18 protein-coding genes, 1 tRNA gene and 1 pseudogene are annotated in these 19849 nt (G+C 34.5%); 11 read left to right on the top strand and 9 right to left on the bottom strand.

The window, feature by feature from the left end:
- Window positions 1-49: 49 nt before the first annotated feature.
- The 3 genes from BC952_RS02445 to BC952_RS02435 form a co-directional block, all read right to left on the bottom strand.
- Complete coding sequence (locus BC952_RS02445; protein ID WP_121364104.1) at window positions 50-1261, bottom strand: MFS transporter; 1212 nt, start codon at window positions 1259-1261, stop codon at window positions 50-52.
- Between the two features lie 170 nt (window positions 1262-1431).
- A complete protein-coding gene (locus BC952_RS02440; RefSeq protein WP_121364103.1) occupies window positions 1432-2472 on the bottom strand; it encodes a Gfo/Idh/MocA family oxidoreductase in 1041 nt (346 codons plus the stop codon).
- A gap of 400 nt (window positions 2473-2872) precedes the next feature.
- On the bottom strand, window positions 2873-3940 hold the full coding sequence (locus tag BC952_RS02435) for an NADH:flavin oxidoreductase/NADH oxidase (protein WP_121364915.1): 1068 nt from the start codon (window positions 3938-3940) through the stop codon (window positions 2873-2875).
- Window positions 3941-4164: 224 nt separating this feature from the next.
- On the opposite strand from BC952_RS02435, the gene rseP reads away from it, so the two are divergent.
- From rseP to BC952_RS02415, 5 genes are all read left to right on the top strand, one after another.
- Window positions 4165-5508 carry an RIP metalloprotease RseP gene (gene rseP / locus BC952_RS02430; protein WP_121364102.1) on the top strand — a complete coding sequence of 448 codons (1344 nt, stop codon included), beginning with the start codon at window positions 4165-4167 and terminating at the stop codon, window positions 5506-5508.
- Window positions 5509-5645: 137 nt separating this feature from the next.
- Window positions 5646-5719: transfer RNA gene (locus BC952_RS02425), tRNA-Asn, on the top strand.
- 310 nt (window positions 5720-6029) lie between these two features.
- A complete protein-coding gene (locus BC952_RS02420; RefSeq protein ID WP_244200082.1) occupies window positions 6030-6560 on the top strand; it encodes a DpnI domain-containing protein in 531 nt (176 codons plus the stop codon).
- Window positions 6561-6589: 29 nt separating this feature from the next.
- Window positions 6590-6796 (top strand): hypothetical protein, encoded by a 207-nt coding sequence (locus BC952_RS14995; RefSeq protein ID WP_341866834.1) that lies wholly within the window; start codon window positions 6590-6592, stop codon window positions 6794-6796.
- On the top strand, window positions 6793-6996 hold the full coding sequence (locus tag BC952_RS02415) for a hypothetical protein (RefSeq protein WP_121364101.1): 204 nt from the start codon (window positions 6793-6795) through the stop codon (window positions 6994-6996). Before BC952_RS14995 ends, BC952_RS02415 begins: the two co-directional genes overlap by 4 nt.
- On the opposite strand, the gene BC952_RS02410 is transcribed toward BC952_RS02415, so the two are convergent.
- Window positions 6991-7473 (bottom strand): DNA N-6-adenine-methyltransferase, encoded by a 483-nt coding sequence (locus BC952_RS02410; RefSeq protein ID WP_121364100.1) that lies wholly within the window; start codon window positions 7471-7473, stop codon window positions 6991-6993. The genes BC952_RS02415 and BC952_RS02410 overlap by 6 nt on opposite strands.
- Before the next feature lie 56 nt (window positions 7474-7529).
- Between BC952_RS02410 and BC952_RS14990 the strand changes: the two are divergent.
- Both BC952_RS14990 and BC952_RS02400 read left to right on the top strand, forming a co-directional pair.
- Window positions 7530-8186, top strand: a pseudogene (locus BC952_RS14990) (DNA-methyltransferase); the annotation flags it as partial.
- 524 nt (window positions 8187-8710) lie between these two features.
- Window positions 8711-9619, top strand: coding sequence for a DUF5655 domain-containing protein (locus BC952_RS02400; RefSeq protein WP_121364098.1), 909 nt, complete (start codon window positions 8711-8713; stop codon window positions 9617-9619).
- Window positions 9620-9902: 283 nt separating this feature from the next.
- On the opposite strand, the gene BC952_RS02395 is transcribed toward BC952_RS02400, so the two are convergent.
- The 3 genes from BC952_RS02395 to BC952_RS02385 form a co-directional block, all read right to left on the bottom strand.
- The gene (locus BC952_RS02395) at window positions 9903-10970 is read right to left on the bottom strand and encodes an SDR family oxidoreductase (RefSeq protein ID WP_121364097.1); all 1068 of its coding nucleotides are present in this window, start codon (window positions 10968-10970) and stop codon (window positions 9903-9905) included.
- 95 nt (window positions 10971-11065) lie between these two features.
- Window positions 11066-11629, bottom strand: a complete 564-nt coding sequence (locus BC952_RS02390; RefSeq protein ID WP_121364096.1) for a Crp/Fnr family transcriptional regulator — start codon at window positions 11627-11629, stop codon at window positions 11066-11068.
- Between the two features lie 111 nt (window positions 11630-11740).
- Complete coding sequence (locus BC952_RS02385; protein WP_121364095.1) at window positions 11741-12160, bottom strand: DUF2452 domain-containing protein; 420 nt, start codon at window positions 12158-12160, stop codon at window positions 11741-11743.
- A gap of 414 nt (window positions 12161-12574) precedes the next feature.
- On the opposite strand from BC952_RS02385, the gene BC952_RS02380 reads away from it, so the two are divergent.
- Window positions 12575-13699, top strand: coding sequence for a PQQ-dependent sugar dehydrogenase (locus BC952_RS02380; RefSeq protein ID WP_121364914.1), 1125 nt, complete (start codon window positions 12575-12577; stop codon window positions 13697-13699).
- Window positions 13700-14146 (top strand): c-type cytochrome, encoded by a 447-nt coding sequence (locus BC952_RS02375; RefSeq protein ID WP_244200081.1) that lies wholly within the window; start codon window positions 13700-13702, stop codon window positions 14144-14146. It begins immediately after the preceding gene.
- A gap of 22 nt (window positions 14147-14168) precedes the next feature.
- Here the strand turns inward: BC952_RS02375 and BC952_RS02370 are convergent, their stop codons facing one another.
- Complete coding sequence (locus BC952_RS02370; RefSeq protein ID WP_121364094.1) at window positions 14169-16247, bottom strand: TonB-dependent receptor family protein; 2079 nt, start codon at window positions 16245-16247, stop codon at window positions 14169-14171.
- 281 nt (window positions 16248-16528) lie between these two features.
- Here BC952_RS02370 and BC952_RS02365 point away from each other — a divergent pair, with 281 nt between their 5' ends.
- Complete coding sequence (locus BC952_RS02365) at window positions 16529-17554, top strand: hypothetical protein (protein WP_121364093.1); 1026 nt, start codon at window positions 16529-16531, stop codon at window positions 17552-17554.
- A gap of 15 nt (window positions 17555-17569) precedes the next feature.
- A complete protein-coding gene (locus BC952_RS02360; RefSeq protein WP_121364092.1) occupies window positions 17570-18418 on the top strand; it encodes a polysaccharide deacetylase family protein in 849 nt (282 codons plus the stop codon).
- 209 nt (window positions 18419-18627) lie between these two features.
- On the opposite strand, the gene BC952_RS02355 is transcribed toward BC952_RS02360, so the two are convergent.
- A complete protein-coding gene (locus BC952_RS02355; RefSeq protein ID WP_244200080.1) occupies window positions 18628-19845 on the bottom strand; it encodes a murein hydrolase activator EnvC family protein in 1218 nt (405 codons plus the stop codon).
- Between the last annotated feature and the right edge of the window lie 4 nt (window positions 19846-19849).

The raw sequence follows: 19849 nt of genomic DNA, 5'->3' as shown, positions 1-19849 counted from the left end.
AGAGTTTGTTTTTATGGAAACGAAATGTAGTGCTCCTAAAAATTTATAGTTATTCTATTGCCTTAATTCGGGACACCATTATGGCGATAAGAATCCCAAAAACGCCGATGAATGCGAATGAAAATCTGAGACTTGACAGCTCCGCTATGTAACCAATGATTGGCGGACCCATAAGAAAACCCAGAAAACTGACGCTGGAAACGGTTGTCAACGCTACGCTGGGTGATACATTTGGAGTTTTTCCGGCCACACTGTAAACGGTAGGAACTATGGTGGAAACTCCCAAACCTACGAACATAAATGCGATGGTTGAGGAAATGACAAATGGGAAGAATACTGCTGTGAAAAGTCCGGCTGATATCATGATGCCACTGATTTGCAAGACGGTTTTTCGACCAAATTTACCTATCAGACCGTCACCCAAGAAACGTCCGCCGGCCATCATAATCATAAAAGAAGTGTATCCCAAAATCACTAATGGTCCAGGTGCTTTAATGACATCTTTGAAATAAACGCCGCTCCAGTCGAACATGACGCCTTCACTGGCCATGCAACAAAACCCGATTATTCCCAACCAAATCAGAACACTGTCCGGTTTTGAGAATAATTTTTTCTTTTCAATTTGTACAGTTTCTTTGGCTTTTATTAAAAATTTATAGTTGAATGCCATAATCAAAAATACGATTCCGGCCACAATGAGAAAGTGAATGTACGGTGTTAACTCAAAAGCCAGCATTCCTAATCCTACTAAAGCTCCCATGAATCCGGCAAAACTCCACATCCCGTGAAAGGAGGACATGATAGTTTTTTTGAAAAGCACTTCGGTGTAAACGCCTTGTGTGTTTACGGCTATATTAGATAGATTTCCAAAGATTCCAAACACGAATAATCCCAATGACAATTGCCAAGCCGCAACAGCCAAACCTAAATTTGTCATGCTAAAAACATATAGTGAAAGGGCGAATATCAAGATTCTGTGGCTGCCAAAACGAGTGACCAATTTTCCAGAAAAAGGCATTACTACTAGTTGTCCTAATGGCAAAGCGAATAAAATACTTCCTAAATCACCTTCACTCAAATCCAATGCCGTTTTGATATCTGGGATTCGGCTGGCCCAAGTGGCAAAACACAATCCCATCCCAAAGTAGAACATCGAAACTGCCCAACGGATTCGGTTTAAATAGGAAACCTTTGCGTCTTTGTAAGTTTTTTTGAATTTGGCTTTCGTTTTTGACCTTCCTAAAAAGTTTAAATCTATCAAAGTGATTTATTTTAGCATTTAAGGCGTCAAATTTACAAAAAGCTTTCATTGGTTGTTTCAAAACAACACCTTTAGGAAAAAATACAACGTTATTGTTTATAAAAAGTAGTTACCGCGAATTCGCTAATTTTTTAGATTTTTTTTTAAAATTTGCGAATTCATAATAGATTTTATAGGTCAATTACTTTTTTCTGCACATTGCTTTGAATCGCAGCTTCAATAATTTGCATTACCTGAACACCTTCTTGTGCCGTTACCGGTTCGGTCGTGTCATTTACAATCGATTGATAAACTCCGTCAAAAAAGTCATAATAATTGCCTTGAAGTGTAGGAATAATTTCCTGAATAATTTCGCCATTAATTTCAGTGTGCAACAGTCCTCGTCTTTCGATGGATTCCGTTCCCCACGTTTCTAAATTTGGTTTATTTCCTAATTTCAATTCGTCTTCCTGAACATCGCCGCGTGGTTTTAGGAATGAGCCTTTTTTCCCATGAATGACGTACGCCGGAATTGCTTCCCGAACAAAAAATCCAGCTTTGAGTCGGACACGGAAATTGGAATAATACAGTAAAACATCAATATAATCATCTACCAAAGAATGTTCCCGTGTGATGCGAATATCCGCAAAAACGGATTGTGGCATTCCAAACAAAAACAAGGCTTGATCTATTAAATGCGGTCCCAAATCCTTCAGAATTCCAGCACCGGAATTAACGGTTTCTTTGTGTTGTTTCGGACTTAAAATAGGATTGTATCGGTCAAAATGGAATTCGGCTTCCACAATTTCACCAAGACTATTCTCCGAAATAATTTTTTGGACAGTTTTGAAATCACTATCCCATCTTCTGTTTTGGAAAACGGCCAGTTTCAATCCTTTTTCTTTGGCCAAAGCCGCTAATTCCTGCGCTTGGGCAACCGTTGTGGTAAAAGCTTTTTCGACAATGGCATGTTTTCCGGCAAGAAGCACTTTTTTTGCATATTCATAATGCGTTTCCACCGGCGTATTTACGATAACTAAATCTACATCATCATCTAACAACTCTTCCATGGTGGCGTAACTTTCCACCGCAGGAAAATCCTGGTGGATTAATTTTTTGCTTCGCTCCCAAGAACCAAGCAGTTCAAATCCCGGATGAAAGTTTAAAAAAGGAGCATGAAATACTTTTCCGGACATTCCGTAGGAAAGTAAAGCTGTTTTTATTTTTTGCATGGTATTATTTTTCAAATTATTGGCGTGTGTTTTTTAAACATATAAGCCACATAAGTTTTTAAAAATTAAATAAGTAGTGAAGTTTTTGTCATTTATTTTCTTTCAAAAATAGAGAATCATACTTGTTTTTTTAAACATATAAGCCATATAAGCTTTTGAAATTTAGATAAATAACGAAGTTCTTGTGATTTCTTTTTCTTTTAAAATATAGACTGAAACCTATTTTTTTAACATATAAGGCATATAAGTTCATATAAGAATTGGAATGTTTTTATATAGTTGTTTTATAATTTTTAAAAGTAAAACTTACATGACTTATATGTTTCAAAATTTAAACATATAAGTCATGTAAGAAATCTTAAAAAAACTTACATGACTTACATGTTTCAAAATCAAAAACTTACTTTTTAGCTCTTTCGTATTGTTTTGGCCATTCGATATCCGCTTGTAAATCATGAGCGAATGTTAATCCCAGATTCGGATTTCTAAGGGATTCTCTGGCAAACAACACTAAATCTGCTTTTCCTGAAGCCACTATTTCCTCGGCTTGAGCGGCATCAGTAATTAAACCTACGGCGCCTGTCAGGATTCCGGTTTCATTTTTTATTCTTTCCGCAAAAGGCACTTGGTAATTTGGACCCAATGGAATTTGTTGATGTGACACTAATCCTCCCGAAGAAACATCGATTAAATCCACGCCTTTTTCTTTTAATATTTTCGAAAGCTGTACAGATTCTTCAGCATTCCATCCTCCTTCTGCCCAGTCTGTAGCGGAAATTCTAACGAATAAAGGCAGGTTTTCCGGCCATTCTGATTGAACTGCATCCACGACATCGAGTGTTAAACGGATTCGGTTTTCAAAACTTCCGCCATAAGCATCGGTTCTAAAATTAGACAAAGGCGAAAGAAACTGATGCAACAAATACCCGTGTGCGGCATGAATTTCCATTACCTGAAAACCTGCTTGAACGGCTCTTTTTGTAGCTGATTTAAAGTCGGAAACTACTTTTTGAATTCCCTCTTCGTCTAATGCAACAGGAGCATTTTCAGTATGATGATACGCAACGGCACTTGGCGCCACGGTATCCCAGCCTCCTTGTGTTGCTTTTAGTTTTCGGCCTCCGTTCCAAGGTGATGCGGAACTTGCTTTTCTTCCGGCATGAGCCAATTGGATTCCGGGAACCGATTTCTGACCAATAATAAATTGATTAATCTGCTGCATTTTTTCGATTTGCTCGTCTTTCCAAAGTCCCAAATCCTCGGGAGAAATTCGGCCTTCGGGAGAAACTGAAGTTGCTTCCTGAATGATTAATCCTGCACCACCACTAGCACGACTTCCAAGATGTACGAGATGCCAATCATTGGCAAAGCCATCTTGGGCTGAATATTGGCACATTGGTGAAATAGCAATTCTATTTTTTAGCGTGATGCTTTTTATTGTGAGAGGAGAAAATAATTTTGAAGACATATCTTTATTTTTAAAGTGAAAGAAACAAGAAATACTCATTTCAAAAAAGTAAAGTTAAGATTCACAGACCAAAGTAAGAATTCAATTTCTATTAATTAACAAACTTTTAAAATGGTATGGAACAATTATTGTAAAATAAACAAATAGAAAACCTTACTTTTGTGAGTTATAAAATTAAATTAATAAGAGGATTAGATTGCTTCGTTCCTCGCAATGACAAATAAATGGACATAGTTATCAAGCTTTCTCAATTTTTATTGAGCTTATCATTACTGATTATACTTCACGAATTAGGACATTTCATTCCTGCAAAACTGTTTAAAACCAGAGTCGAAAAATTCTACTTATTTTTTGATGTTAAATATTCCCTTATCAAAAAGAAAATTGGCGAAACTGAATACGGTATCGGTTGGTTGCCTTTGGGCGGTTATGTGAAAATTTCCGGAATGATTGACGAAAGTATGGACAAAGAACAAATGGCTTTGCCACCTCAACCATGGGAATTTCGTTCTAAACCGGCTTGGCAACGTTTGATTATTATGTTAGGTGGTGTTACGGTGAATTTCATTTTGGCTTTTATCATTTATATCGGAATGGCATTTGCATACGGCGATACTTATATTGCTAATGAAGATTTGAAAGATGGCTTGCTAGTAGAAAACAAGGCTATGCAAAAAGTGGGTTTCCAAACCGGAGACCATATAGTTTCAGTTGATGGTGAAAAAATCGTCAAATTTGACAATGATCTTACGATGAAAGTTATCATGGCAAAAGAAGTGCTTATTGTAAGAAATGGAACAGAACAAGCTATCAAAATGCCAAATGATTTTGTGGATCAATTGTCACAACAAGAAAAAAGTGTGTTGCTGGATATCAGAATGCCATATGTAGTGGGAGCTGTTGCCCCTGACTCTAAAAACACTGCCTTGCAACCAAAAGACATTATAATAGCGCTTAACGGGCAACCAACAAAATATTTTGACCAAGCTAAAGCGGTTCTGGAAAGCAACAAAAACAAAACGATTGAGGCAACTATTTTAAGAGACGAGAAAGAAATAAAAGTCCCAGTTATGGTCACTAATGATGGAAAATTAGGAATTAGTATCGGTCGTTTAGGAATGGAATCGTTAGAAAAACTGGGCTATTACAAAGTAAGCAAACAGGAATTTGGTTTCTTAGAATCTATTCCGGTTGGGATTACAAGAGGAAAAGATCAATTAGTAGGATACGGAAAACAATTGAAAATGATTTTCAGTCCAAGTACGGGTGCATACAAACAAGTAGGTGGTTTTAAAGCAATATTTGACATTTTCCCTAAAACATGGAGCTGGGAAGTTTTCTGGAACATCACTGCTTTATTATCCATAATGCTTGGTGTAATGAACTTATTACCTATTCCTGCACTTGATGGTGGGCACGTAATGTTTTTATTATATGAAATCATCAGTGGTAAAAAGCCTAGTGACAAATTCCTAGAGAATGCGCAAATGGTTGGTTTCGTATTACTTATAACACTGTTACTATTTGCTAACGGAAATGACATTTACAAGGCAATTGTAGGGAAGTAAAAAAAATTAAAAAAAGTTTGATTTTTATTTGCACAAACCAAATGATAGCCTATCTTTGCACCGCTTTACCACTGAAACAAACATCACAATAAAGCAATTAAAAACGTTCATTCACACCAGAATAAAAATATACAGTTTCCTTCTTAGCTCAGTTGGTTAGAGCATCTGACTGTTAATCAGAGGGTCCTTGGTTCGAGCCCAAGAGAGGGAGCTTTTTAAAAAGACTTTACAGCAATGTAAGGTCTTTTTTGTTTTAAATCGGTAGTGAAAGCGAGGCTTGCAAATAAAAACTAAAAAATGATGTTGCATTCCCTTATCACAATCTCCTATTACTCCAAAACAAAGTTGCAGCGCAAAACAATATCCCTAGCGAAAAGAAAAACTAAATAAATTATAATAAAACAGTATTTTTGACTAATCGAATAAAAATGAAAGCAAAACTTTTTTTGAAATTAGCCGAATTATAAACCAACTCATTTTCTGACTTCAAAGGCTTATTGTTTAAAACAAATTCCATTTTAATGAACTTAAATTTTAATTTAGATCTAGCTGAAGGATATAAAAGCAATTCACAGATTACAAGAGTGTTAACTGAAAATTGGGTAAAAGTAAATTCATATTGTCCAAACTGCGGTCAACTACCCTTAAACGATTTTGAAAACAATATGCCAGTTGCAGATTTTTATTGTTTAGAATGTAAGGAAGAATTTGAATTAAAAAGTAAAAACGGAAAATTAAGCACCATAATTAATGATGGAGCTTATGAAAGTATGATAAAAAGGATTACTTCTGATACAAATCCTAATTTCTTCTTTCTGACTTATGACAACAATAAAGTCAATAATTTTTTAGTGATTCCAAAACAATTTTTCACTCCAGAAATTATTATTAAACGAAAACCACTATCAATTACTGCTAAAAGAGCTGGTTGGGTTGGTTGTAACATTGATATTTCAAAAGTTCCTGAAAATGGAAGAATTTTTATAGTTGAAAATTCAAGAATTATTGAACAAGAAAAAGTACATTTAAAATTAAAAAGTACTGATTTTTAAAATCTAAAAGTTTAGAATCAAGAGGTTGGATATTAGATATTTTAAATTGTATTGAACAAATTAAAAAGCAATCATTTACATTAGATGAATTATACACTTTCGAAAATAAATTAAAAATCAAATACCCAAACAATAATCATATCAAGGATAAAATTCGTCAACAACTACAATTTTTAAGAGATAAAGGATTAATAGAATTTAACGGAAGAGGAAATTATAAAAAAATTGAAATATGAAAAAATTTATATTTATTTCACCCGAAGGCGCCACTGAAGCTCCAAATAGTTCATACGAAGTAAACAATATGCAAGTAATAGGTATTGTTGAAGATGTTACCAATGAAGACGAAGCATTAAAAAAACTTCTAATTGAAAACTTATGGATAATTGATGCAGAATTCAATATTGCAGAATTTATAGTTTATGAAATCTTATAATTTCAAATTCAAAAATCTCCCTTCAATACCAGAATTTTTTAAAGCTAATGCATTCTCTCTTCCATAAGCAATGAAAACACTTGGAGCAACTGGTCTGCCACTTTGTATTCCAAAAATGTCATAGAATCTGATTCTTCCCCTTACAAATAAAATCGCATTCGCATCATTCCAAATATGCTCAAAGAAATATATGGTTTCAGTCCTTGCGTATATTAATGCTATTCCATTTCCATGATTTTTTAATTTTTCCATCCATAAATCCATTCCTCTACCATAGGGTGGATTTAGATAAACTCTACCAAACCAATCTTTTGACAAACCATCATCAGAAATAGTATAATTTGTTTTTGCATGTAAAAAAGGAGCGTTAATTGGACTACAAGGGTCTAAATCAAATTTACCTAATTTAATTACTAATTCAGGCGGTGTCAACCATTCTATAGTAGTGTTTTCTGAGCGTTCAAAAGAAGTATCCATATCATTTATTTAATTTGTTCAAAGAAATAGATTAAAAAAATGCTACACAACCCACAATAAGTGTGATTCTGATCTTTTTTCTAATCTATAAAAAAGGCAATTGGGACAAATCAGAGGGTTTTGATTTCATCAATGACTTCAATCGCAACTGGCTTACTAAGGTGCGTGAAAAACTAAAAGACAAGGGTACTATTTGGATAAGTGGCACCTATCATAACATTTTCTCTATTGGGCAAATCTTACAAGAATTGGATTTTAAAATTCTTAATGTTATTACTTGGGAAAAGAACAATCCACCACCTAATTTTTCGTGTCGTTTTTTTACTCATTCTGCCGAATTAATCATTTGGGCTCGTAAAAAAGAGAAAGTACCACATTATTACAATTATGAGTTAATGAAAAAACTCAACGGCAATAAACAAATGAAAGATGTTTGGAAATTGCCAGCCATTGCAGGTTGGGAAAAATCATGTGGCAAACACCCTACTCAAAAACCACTTGCTGTTTTGACTCGTATTATTCTGGCTTCCACACAACCTAATGCTTGGATACTTGACCCTTTTGCAGGAAGCTCTACAACTGGAATTGCTGCCAACCTAGCTAATCGACGTTATTTAGGTATTGATATGGAAACGGAATTTTTAGAAATTAGTAAAGCCCGTAAATTAGAAATTGAAAATCCCGAAATTGCAGAAACATACTGCAAAAAAATTAATGGCTTTGAAGATAAAAAACAATTTCAAACCTACTTACAAGTTGAACCTAAACCTAAGGAGAAAGTTGTTTTAGGATATACCAGAAGTAAAGATTTAGCTACTCTTACTAAAATGAACACCTTTTATTTTCACTCAACTGACAAGCAAAATAATTTTTTAGAATTTCCATATGATTTACACAATGCCAAAAAATTAGTAATCTACTCTGGCGGTAGAACAAAGGCATTTTATTTGACCTCTTTTTGTGGAGATATTGCATCCATTGCTCACAAACACAAATCTAAAATTGAAGGAAAAGAAAACTCTAAAACTGACTATTATTTTGAAATAAAATTAAAAGATAATTTTAAGGAAGAAAGTACTATAAACGTAAAATCTAATCTCAAAAAATGGATGAAGGAATATAGTGAGGAATACAATTTAAAATCAGTTGATTATTTACCGGTAGTAACTTTTTTAGAAAATATTTTTTTAAAAGAATGATAAGTCTTTACTTTAAAAAATAAATTCAATTCAAAAAAATGAATCTTTTCCAAATCACAAAAACGAATAATCTTAATCTAATAAAAGAAAAACCTTTTAAACTAGAAAAAGAAATTCAACAGTTAGTTGAAAATAATCTTCCAGAATTGATGGGCTTGGAAATGGTAAAGTCTGAATTTGTTATCAAAGGCAAGCGTATTGACACTTTGGGCTATGACATGCAATCAAAAGCTTTTGTAATTATTGAATACAAACGAGATAAAAACGCAAGTGTTGTTGACCAAGGTTTTACCTATTTGAGTTTAATGCTTGAAAATAAAGCTGATTTTGTTTTGTCATATAACGAAACACTTCATAAAACCATTCATAGTTCAGCTGTAGACTGGTCACAAACAAGAGTCGTATTTGTCTCGCCAAGTTTCACTGAAAATCAACGACTAGCAACAAACTTTAAAGATATCGCCATTGAACTTTGGGAAATAAAACGATATGAAAATGATTTAATCAGCATCAACCCAATCAAGAAAACTAAATCAGCTGAGAGTATCAAACCCTTGACTAAACAAAATAGTCTTATACAAGCAGTCACAGCTGAAATCAAGGTGTATACTGAAGAAGATCATTTAAACGGTTCTTTGGAGGAAGTTGCAGAATTGTATGAATGGTACAAAAATGCCATTTTAAACTTATCCGATGATATTGAAATTGTTCCCAAAAAACTATATATCGCTTTTAAAAAAAATAAAAATATTGCCGATATTGTTATCCTGAAAAAAAGGCTCAAGATTTTTATTAATCTAAAAAAAGGGCAATTGGACGACCCAAAAGAGTTAATGAAAGATGTATCAAAAACTGGACATTGGGGGAATGGCGATTATGAAACCATTGTAAACAGCACAATGAATTTGGAGTACATAATGAGTTTAATTAAACAAGCTATAGCATAGTTTTTTAAATATTTTGAACACGATAAAATATTACTTGAGGCATAAAATTTAAAACAAAAAAGTAAACTTTATATATTCTTCCCTTAAGCTCAAGAGAGGGAGCTTTTTAAAAAGACTTTACAGCAATGTAAGGTCTTTTTTGTTTTAAGGCGTTAGTGAAAGCAATATAATTGTTAGGAAGTCATAATACCAACTTTGCACATTCCCGATTACAAGAAATAAAAAAAGAGGATTCAAAACAGTACGTTTTAATCCTCTTCTTATTTCTTTCAGACTACTTAAACTAAGGAATCAATCGGTCCGTGCGAAGCTGTTCAAAAAGATCATAAAAGGAATCTTCCGTTGTTTGAAAAACAGGGAAACCGAGTTTGCAACTTTTAGACATATCCGTCATCACTTCTATCGGGCGTCCCAAGTCAAGATCCGTATGCCACGGAGAAGCCAACTTGTTTAAATCAGACTCTTCAAGATCACATTGCGTAGCAATGTTTTTCCAAACTGGAGCTTCATTTTTCATTTGTTCTTCAAGAGTATGAATCGTACCATCAAAACCTATTGCTTCAATTCCAAACGATTGCGCTAATTTTTTCCAAAGCCATTTCCAACGAAAAAAATCTCCATTGACCACATTGAATGCTTCGTTACGAGCCGCTTTAGTAGTCGAAGCCCATATTAGATGTTCTGCCAATACTCTGGCATCTGTAACATCCGAAAGTCCATTCCATTGTGCTGCTGAACCCGGCCACTGAAATGGCTTTCCAGTTTCTTTACAAATGCTGGCGAATACAGCGAGTGTTGTACCAAGATTCATTAAGTTGCCTACCGCTTTTCCTATAACCGTATGCGGTCGGTGGATGCTCCATGTAAAACCATCTCGCGCTGCAGCGGCATAAACTTCATCTTCTTGGGCATAATAAAAATTTTCTAAATCAAGACGCGGTTGCTCTTCCCTAAGTGGTGTTTCAGGCAAAAATCCTTCTTTGGCGTAAGCCTCAAACGGCCCAAGATAATGTTTCAATCCGGTAACAAGCGCTACGTGTTGCACTGATTTTTTAGGAGATAATGCCTCGAGAAGGTTCCTGATCATCAAGCTATTCACCCGAATATTTTCGGCTTCAGTATCTTGACGCATCCAAGTTGTAATGTAAATGTGTGTGGGAGAAATGTTTTTTAAAGCTGTTTTTAAATTCTCCAAATCCAAAAGATCTGCAACAACTGGCTGAAGTTTTTCTATGTCTTTTCGTGGGTTTCTGGCTAAACCATAAGTAATCCAGCCTCTGTCAATAAGTTTTTCTGCGAGATTGCTACCCGTTATTCCGGTCGCTCCAACTACAAGTGCTATATTTTCCATGTTTCTGTTTTAAAATTTTATGAAATACAAAATTCTAAAATATTTTATGGATTATAAAGGACATAGGTCACCGATAATTTGTGATATATATCACGTTAATGCGATAATCGACTCAATGTTTCTCTTGAAATACCAAGATACGATGCGATTAAGGTTTTTGGAATGCGATGAATCAAATCCGGATATAATTGGAGAAATTGCATGTATCTTTCCTCTGAATTTTTGCTCATCAGCGATAAAATTCGGTTTTGAAGCGCAATATTACCGGCGGTCATTTTTTGCAAAAAGAAGAATTCCATTTTCTGTAATTCGGCACACAATTTTTCTCTATTGTCAAGAGTAATGTAATAGGTTTGTGCATCTTCTATGCAGTCAATATTGAGCGTAGCATTTTGTTCATTATAGAAACCTTGATTGTCAGTAATCCACCAGTCTTTCATAGCGAATTGCAGAATATGGCTCTTACCCGATTTATCTACGTAGAAAGATTTCAACAGTCCTTTTACAACAAAATGAACATATGGAACAGGATTTTCCTGCTGAACAATATATTGATGTTTTTTATAGTTACCAACCGAAAAGTGAGACAGTACGAATAGAAATTCACTATCTGTTAATGGTACAATTTTCTCAATTTGTTGTCTTAAAATATTTTCCACAGGTTCTTTTTGTTAGTACTTGGATAAAAATACGATTGAATTATAAAATTAAAACTCGTTCGGGAAATTCAAAAAAACGCTTTACCTCCAAATCATCTCGGTTATTTTATTTTAGTAGAGATCCGAATTTTGTGAATTCAGGAGAATCCATTTTTTATCACTATTTAATTTAAAGGTGCCAATATGTTCTTTATTCCATTCATTAGGACCTATTAACGAAAGAAAGTGTACGCCTTCAGCATCTCTGTACAAATGATAGATTTCGCCAATAACGGGTTCAAATGAAAATTTAGCGCTATATACTAATTCATTCCATTCGTATTCCTGCATCAGTTTTTCATATTGCAGTTTCAGTTCATTAAATTTATTCCCTAGCTCTTTATTCACATTATCAATTCCTCTGCTTTTCCAGGAAACCACGTCATCAACTCTAATCACCGGTGCTCCAACTCCTGTTCCGTAAGGCAAAATATTGGCATTATATCCTGCTTCGACTGTGTAAACAACATTATCTGGTTTTTTATTTTTCATCAAATTTTAATTTATTTTTTCCAATTAATTACAAGAAACCAATCAGTAAAGTTTCATTTATAGTTTATAAAATGAGTTTAAAATGTTAATCAGCGGCAAAAAATCAGCTTACAAATTTAAAACCTACATTTTAAAACAGCTTTTTTGTTTAAATATTTCATTGCAAAGTTAAACAAAAAATATAAAAATCCCATCACAATTAAACCAGTAAAGGACAGTCTGAATATTTTTAACCCGTAATCTAAAAATATCTCAAAAAAGTAAATTCAACTGCTTTACACTAACAATTCACTGAGACAGAATTTGTAATCTGTTAATTCTAAGCAAATTTAAAATGTTTCATTACCTTTTTTATTACTCTTTTACTACCTTTAAAAAAGATTTATGTCTTACAAAGATTCAAAAACCAAACTCATGAAAAAAATCACATTAGTTTCATTTTCAATTATATCCTTTCTTTCTTTCAGTTGTGATGCGCAGGTAAAATCCAATGACATACCTATTAAAGACGAAGTAAAAAACTACACGCTCGAAACTGTAGTTTCAGATATTACTATTCCCTGGGGTATGACTTGGTTACCAGACGGCAGCATGTTAGTTACCGAAAAAAGTGGTGTTTTATATCATGTCAAAAACGGAGCAAAAACCGAAATCAAAAATGTTCCTAAAGTATATTCTCGAGGACAAGGCGGATTGTTAGATATCGTTCTACATCCTGATTATGCTAAAAATGGGTGGATTTATATGACTTTTGCTTCAGATGAAGGGGAAGGAACCGGCGGCAACACAAAACTCATTCGAGCAAAATTATTAGACGGAAGTCTGACACAAATTGAATCGCTTTACAAAGCCACTCCAAATACTACAAAAGGACAGCATTTTGGTTCTCGAATAGTATTTGACAACGACGGCTATTTGTATTTCTCCGTTGGAGAACGTGGCGAACATTTTGTAAATCCGCAAGATATTAAACGCGATGGCGGGAAAATATACCGATTAAATGATGATGGAACAATTCCTAAAGACAATCCTTTTATTGGTCAAATCGGTGCAAAGGAAGCCATTTACACCTATGGAAATCGCAACCCGCAAGGAATTGCAAAAAACCCATTAACAGGGGAAATTTGGGCACATGAACACGGTCCTCAAGGCGGAGATGAAATCAATATCATAAAAAAAGGAGCAAATTACGGATGGCCAGTAGTTACCTATGGAATTGATTATGACGGAACAACAATTAGTAAAGAAAACGACAAACTAGGCATTGAAAAACCTATTTATTATTGGTTGCCGTCCATCGCACCAAGCGGAATGACTTTTGTAACCAGCGATAAATATCCAGACTGGAAAGGACATTTACTGGTAGGTTCTTTAAAATTCCAATACCTTGAATTGTTAAAGTTGAAAGGCAATGAAGTTATTGGCAGACAAAAAATTGCTACTGATATTGGTCGCGTACGTAATGTTGTGCAAGGCCCGGATGGCTATATTTATATGGGCGTTGAAGGAAAAGGAATCGTAAAAATTATACCAAACTAAATGATGTTGATAACGAAATTATTTTTAGGATTTGGAGTGTTTGTATTGGGAAGCTTCTCTTTCGAAAACCCATTTTCCCAAGACAACTATATTAAATTGAATACCGAAACCGCCGTTGTTTCAAAACTTCAGTCACCCGGAAAAGAAATATATGCTGATTTTTGCATGCAATGTCATGGCGCAAATGGCAAAGGAGACACTAAGAACTTCCCTCCTCTTGATGGTTCTGACTGGTTGAAAAACAAGAGAAATCAAAGTATTGCTGCTTTGAAATTTGGACAAAGTGGCGAAATTGTTGTCAATAAAATAAAGTACAATAGCAGCATGCCTGCCATGGGACTTACGGATCAGGAAGTGGCTGATGTGATGAATTACATTATGACTTCTTGGAGCAATAAACAAACGAAAGTTGTAACCGAGAAAGAAGTCGCTGCTATTAAAAAATAAAATGTGGACTTATGATTTCTATCTAAAAAACATACGCTAATGAAAAACCTCCATAATAATTGACAGGATTTCCAGGATAAAAATAACGCGGAGCTGCAGTTCCAAAACCAACTGCGTTAGGCAAAATATTAGCCGCATATTTGGTATCCAAAGCGTTATTAATTCCAGCATTCAGCTCTGTTTTCAAGATTTTAAGAATCGTAAAAACATAGGTGGTTTTAATATCTAGCAACGAATACCGTGCACTGTATTTTGTATTGGAATCGTTCAATGGGATTTCACTCATCGTCCGGAAAGAAGTGTTGACACTAAATCCGCTTTTTGTGTTTAAATCTACTCCAAAATTAAATTGCTTTTCAGGAACGCCAGTCAATTGGTTTCCCGAATAATCAGCATCACCATCCAAGAATTCTTTGAATTTGAAGTTATTCACCGCACCTGAAAAATAAGGTGTAATTTGAAGTTGCGCAAAATTTAAAAGTTTGTAATTAACCAAGAATTCCAATCCCGTATGCGAGCTGCTGCCTGCATTAATCCCTACAAATTGGTCATTGGCGGTGCGTCGTGCCACTAATAAATTTTTAATTTGTGTGGTATAAAAAGTTACTTCGGTATATACTTTATTTTTAAGCCAGTTTCCTTTGAAACCCAATTCATAATTCCAACCTCTTTCTGGTTTCAAATTGGTGTTTATTTGACCTTCTGGAGTCAATGTTTCTACAACTGAAGGAACCGAAAATCCTTTGCTGATTGATGCGAATATGTTTTTTCCTTTGCTAACTTTATACGACAAACCAACTCTTGGAGACCAAACATTTCCAAAAGTAAAGGGCATTTTTTGGCCCTCAGAATTATTTTCAAAAATATCTTCTAACGAATATTTAGTTGTGTTTAATGCCATACCAGTTTCCAGATGCAGCTTTTCGGAAATCCAAAGTTCCATTTGCAAAAAGTAGTTGGTGTACTTTCGATTTTGTTTGATGGCGCTAAATTCGTCACCTTTTATACTTCCCTCTCCCGGTTGCGATTGGTACAAATTTTCAAAAAGAGAATACTCGTACTTTTCCGTTAATAATTCGGTGCCAAAACTCATTTCAAAGGGCAACGAAAACAATTGGTCTTTATAATTCACATTGGAACGAAAACCCACCGAACTTATATTTTCATCCAAGATATCAAACGGTCTGGGTTCGTAAGCGTCTTTAAAATTAGAAAAAACACTAGTTTGAATGGACCATTTTTCAGAAAATTGATGATTGTATCCTAATCCGAACATGAATTTATCATACGACTCAAAACCTTCTGCGGCTGCCCAAGTAGCGGCTGCTTTCTCCGGATTATTTTTTAAATCCGTCTCATTTATAGAACTCGGAATAAAAGCTTTCAATCGGGTGAATGTTCCTAAAAATGACAAACTTCCGTTGGAACTAATTTTTTGTTTGCCGTGCAGGTTAAATGATTTTCTGTTGTAGGAACTATTGGCTCTAAATCCATCGCTTTGTAAATCCGTATAACTTGTGAATACATTCGTTTTAGAATCGCTGTATCCTGCCGAAAGTCGGTTTTGCAACAAACCAAAACTCCCAAAAGTGACTGTTGACTTCCCAAAAGATTCAAATAATGGAGTTTCTCTTGAAAACAGCTGAATTACACCGCCTAAACCGGATCCAAAACTAGTGGAATTTGGTCCTTTTATGATTTCTATTTTTTCGATTGCTGCCAAATCAATGTCATCAATCGTAGTTTCGCCTTCACCAGAAGTTAGCGGAATCCCGTCAAAATAGGCTTTTATTTTATTGGTTCCATACTGAGATCGCGCACCAATACCACGAATCGTAATCCTATTGGTGTTCAAAGCACCTTGTTGCATGGTCACACCGGGAATTTTGTTTAGAACCGGAGTCAATATAATTCCGTCACTTTTATTAATGTCGGAAGTAGTAATTACTGAAACAGATGCCGCAATATTTTGAAGTGCACTTTTGATCGGTGAACCTTTCAACGTGACTTCTGAAAGGGCAATAGTGTCTTTTTTTACTTGGCCAAAAACAGCAGTTGCACAACATAGAAAAAGAAGAAAAGTAACGGAATTTTTCAACAATTGTTTGCGTATTTGGATGAGTAAAAACGTTTATAAAGTTAGCCTTTTTCTTTGTATTCTTAAAAACTATTCTGAGATTGTGATCAATGCAAACTGTTTTTTCTTAATTATAATCACAACCTTACAATTATCTGAAATAGATTTCGTTTGAATATTGAATTAGAAGAAATTTTAAACTATAACCCGTAAATTATGTAATAAATAGGCGTTGAAACACAATTACAAATGATTTCTCGCTTCTAAAATACTTTATCTTTACATAAAAAAATTAGAATTAATATATGAAAAAATCAGCTATTGCATTAATTGCACTTCCATTACTGCTTATGACCATTTCCTGTGAAAAAGGAAAAGCGTCAGATGGTGTAACCGCTACAGAAAAATCAGATACTGTAAAAACGGATACTACAGAAAAAACGCCAACTCTGACAATTGACACTGTTGATTTTAACAAAAGAATGATCGCTTTAAGCAACAATGACACAACTGGAAGATGGCCAGTAAAAGCGCCTTATCCTTTGCCTGGCGCATTATTACCGTATAATAGAATTATTGCATTTTACGGAAATTTATATTCTACACGAATGGGAATATTGGGTGAAATCCCTAGAAAAGAAATGTTAGCAAAACTGCAAGGCGAAGTAGCTAAATGGCAGGCAGCTGATTCTACTGTAAAAGCAATTCCTGCTTTGCATTACATTGCTGTTACGGCTCAAGGTGCTCCGGGGAAAAATAATATGCACCGCTTGCGAATGCCTTTTAAACAAATTGACACAGTTATTAGTTGGGCAAAACCCATCAATGCATTAGTGTTTTTAGATATTCAGGTAGGTCACAGTACGGTGAAAGCTGAAGTGGCGGAATTAGAAAAATATCTTTCCATGCCTAATGTACATCTTGGAATTGACCCTGAATTTTCGATGAAAAACGGAGAACGTCCAGGTTCTAAAATTGGGCATTTTACGGCAGCGGATATTAACGATGCGATTGACATATTAGCAAATATTGTGCGCAAAAACAAACTGACTCCAAAAGTGTTAGTAATACACCGTTTCACACAAGGAATGGTAAAAAATTATAAAGAAATCAAAACCGTTCCCGAAGTTCAAATCGTTATGGATATGGATGGTTTTGGAAGTAAAGTATTAAAAAAAGATTCTTACGTAAGTTATATTTATAGAGAACCTGTACAATTTGCCGGTTTTAAATTATTTTATAAAAATGACAATAAAAACGACTGGAAAATGTATAGTCCTGAAGAATTAGTAAAATTTACTCCGAAACCGATTTACATTCAGTACCAATAATTTACCATTGAATTCATGAAAAATATTCTTTATTCCGTTTTCGCTGGACTATTTTTAATGGTTAGCTGTCAGTCTGAACCACGTAAAATAGTTCCGGAAGTTCCACTTGTTGTTGCACCCGCGAAGGTTATAGCACCAAAAAAAGTAGCTGCTGATGCCGCGACTATTCTTTCTAAAAAAGAAGTTCCCATTTTATGTTATCATAATATTAAAGAATTGAAAGCGGGTGATGGTGAAATGACAAAAACATATACGGTTTCACCAGCAAATTTTGCACAGCAAATGAAAGCCTTATCTGATGCCGGTTATCATAGTATTTTACCCAATCAATTATACGACTATCTCGTATATGACGTACCGTTGCCTTCAAATCCAGTAATGATTACCTTTGATGACACCCGTGAAGAACAATTTAGCATTGGCGCAGCCGAGATGAAAAAATACGGTTTCAAAGGGGTGTTTTTTATAATGACAGTTTCTATTAACCGCCCCGGTTATATGAGCAAAGAGCAAATCAAAAGCTTGTCTGATGACGAACATGTGGTAGGTGCACATACTTGGGATCATCATATGGTTACAAAATATACTGGCGACGACTGGAATACACAATTAGTGAAACCAAAAGCAAAACTGGAGGAAATCATAGGAAAACCGGTTAAGGATTTTGCTTATCCTTTTGGATTATGGAATACAGCTGCAATTCCAGAAATTAAGAAAAGTGGTTATGAAATGGCTTATATCTTGTCTACCAAAAGAGATCCTGTGGATCCATTATATACCATTAGGCGTATTATTGTTTCTGGAACTTGGTCTACTGAAGGGATGATGAAGTCCATAAACTCTTCTTTTAATAAAATAGAATAGCACATTAAAAAGGTTCTAATTTTGATTTTTTATCCAATTAAATCAATAGCACGAACTATTAATTAGCAATACTACCGAAGAAAAGGTTTATATAAAACCTTCGATGATTTTAGTTCTAATGAGTTTGTTAGCTAAAATACCTTTCATAAAAAAAGCACTATCGTATTCCAAGGAATACGATAGTGCTTTTTTTTGTGTACAACCCTTTCTTATCTTGGTGACAGCCACCCTTCAGGATTGTTATATGTCGTATTTTGTAGGATTAGGAATTTAATGATTGTTTTCCCTGTTTCTCCATTGGTTCTTACCTTACCAATACTTTGTTTGATACTTACTTTATCTCCTTTACTCACATTCACTGAACTCAAATTTTGATACACTGTGAAGTAATCTCCGTGTTGTATCATTACCGCTTTATTTACTGGTGACAAAACGATTACGCTGGTTACTTCACCTCCAAAAACAGCTCTTGCACTTGCACCTTTGTCAGTGGTGATTTCTACACCGCTATTGTGTACGGTTATCGTATTAAACAATGGATGCGTTTGGTTTCCATATCCTAATGACACATATCCTTTTTCAACAGGATAAGGTAATCTTCCTCTGTTGGCTCTAAAATTATCTGCAACAATTTTAGCTTCCGGAGTCAGTTCAATTTTGGATGATGACACCGCAACTTTAGAAACCGGAGCATTCGGATTGGCTTTTGCCTTTTCTAAGGCTGCTTTCCTGTTGGCTGCAGCAATTGCTTCCCGAATCAATTTATTAATTTGTCTGTCAATCGTTCTATATTCCTGCTGTCTTTTTTTGATTTCTTGGGCAATCTTATTCTTGTCCTTTTTTATAACACTTACCAACTTCAATTGCTCTTTTTTCTCTTTTTCGAGTGACAATCGTTCTTTTTCATTTTCAGCAATCAGTTTTTGTTTTGCTGTTTTTTGTACGTTCAGTTTTTGATTAAAATCCGTAAGCTTATTCGACTTTGTTTTTATTTCTTCACCCTGCATTTTTCTATAGCTCGTGTATTGCTTCATATACTGGGCTCTTTTGTAAGCCTGTAAAAAATTTTCAGATGATAATAAAAACATCGCTCTACTTTCAGCTGAACGACTTTTATAGGATTTCACAATCATTTCGGCATAATCCTCCTTAAGTTCAGCCAATTCTTTCTTCAATTTATTAATCTGAACTTGATTAATATACATGTCATTACTCAGCAATTTGGTTTGCTTTTCAGTCGTGTTTATTAATTTTTCTTTAAGCTTTATTTTAGTGCTTTGAATAATTACTACGTTAACAGCAGATTTTTCTTTTTTCTTTACAGATTGTAATAACTTTTCATTTTCTCTAATTTCTTTTTGAATTTGAGCTTTACGTTCTTCTAATTTTTCTTGTTGTGATTCCTGACTCCACAGTAATGAAGTCATACAG

Source organism: Flavobacterium limicola, from assembly GCF_003634755.1.
Classification (GTDB): domain Bacteria; phylum Bacteroidota; class Bacteroidia; order Flavobacteriales; family Flavobacteriaceae; genus Flavobacterium; species Flavobacterium limicola.
This window is presented reverse-complemented; position numbering and strand designations above follow the sequence as displayed.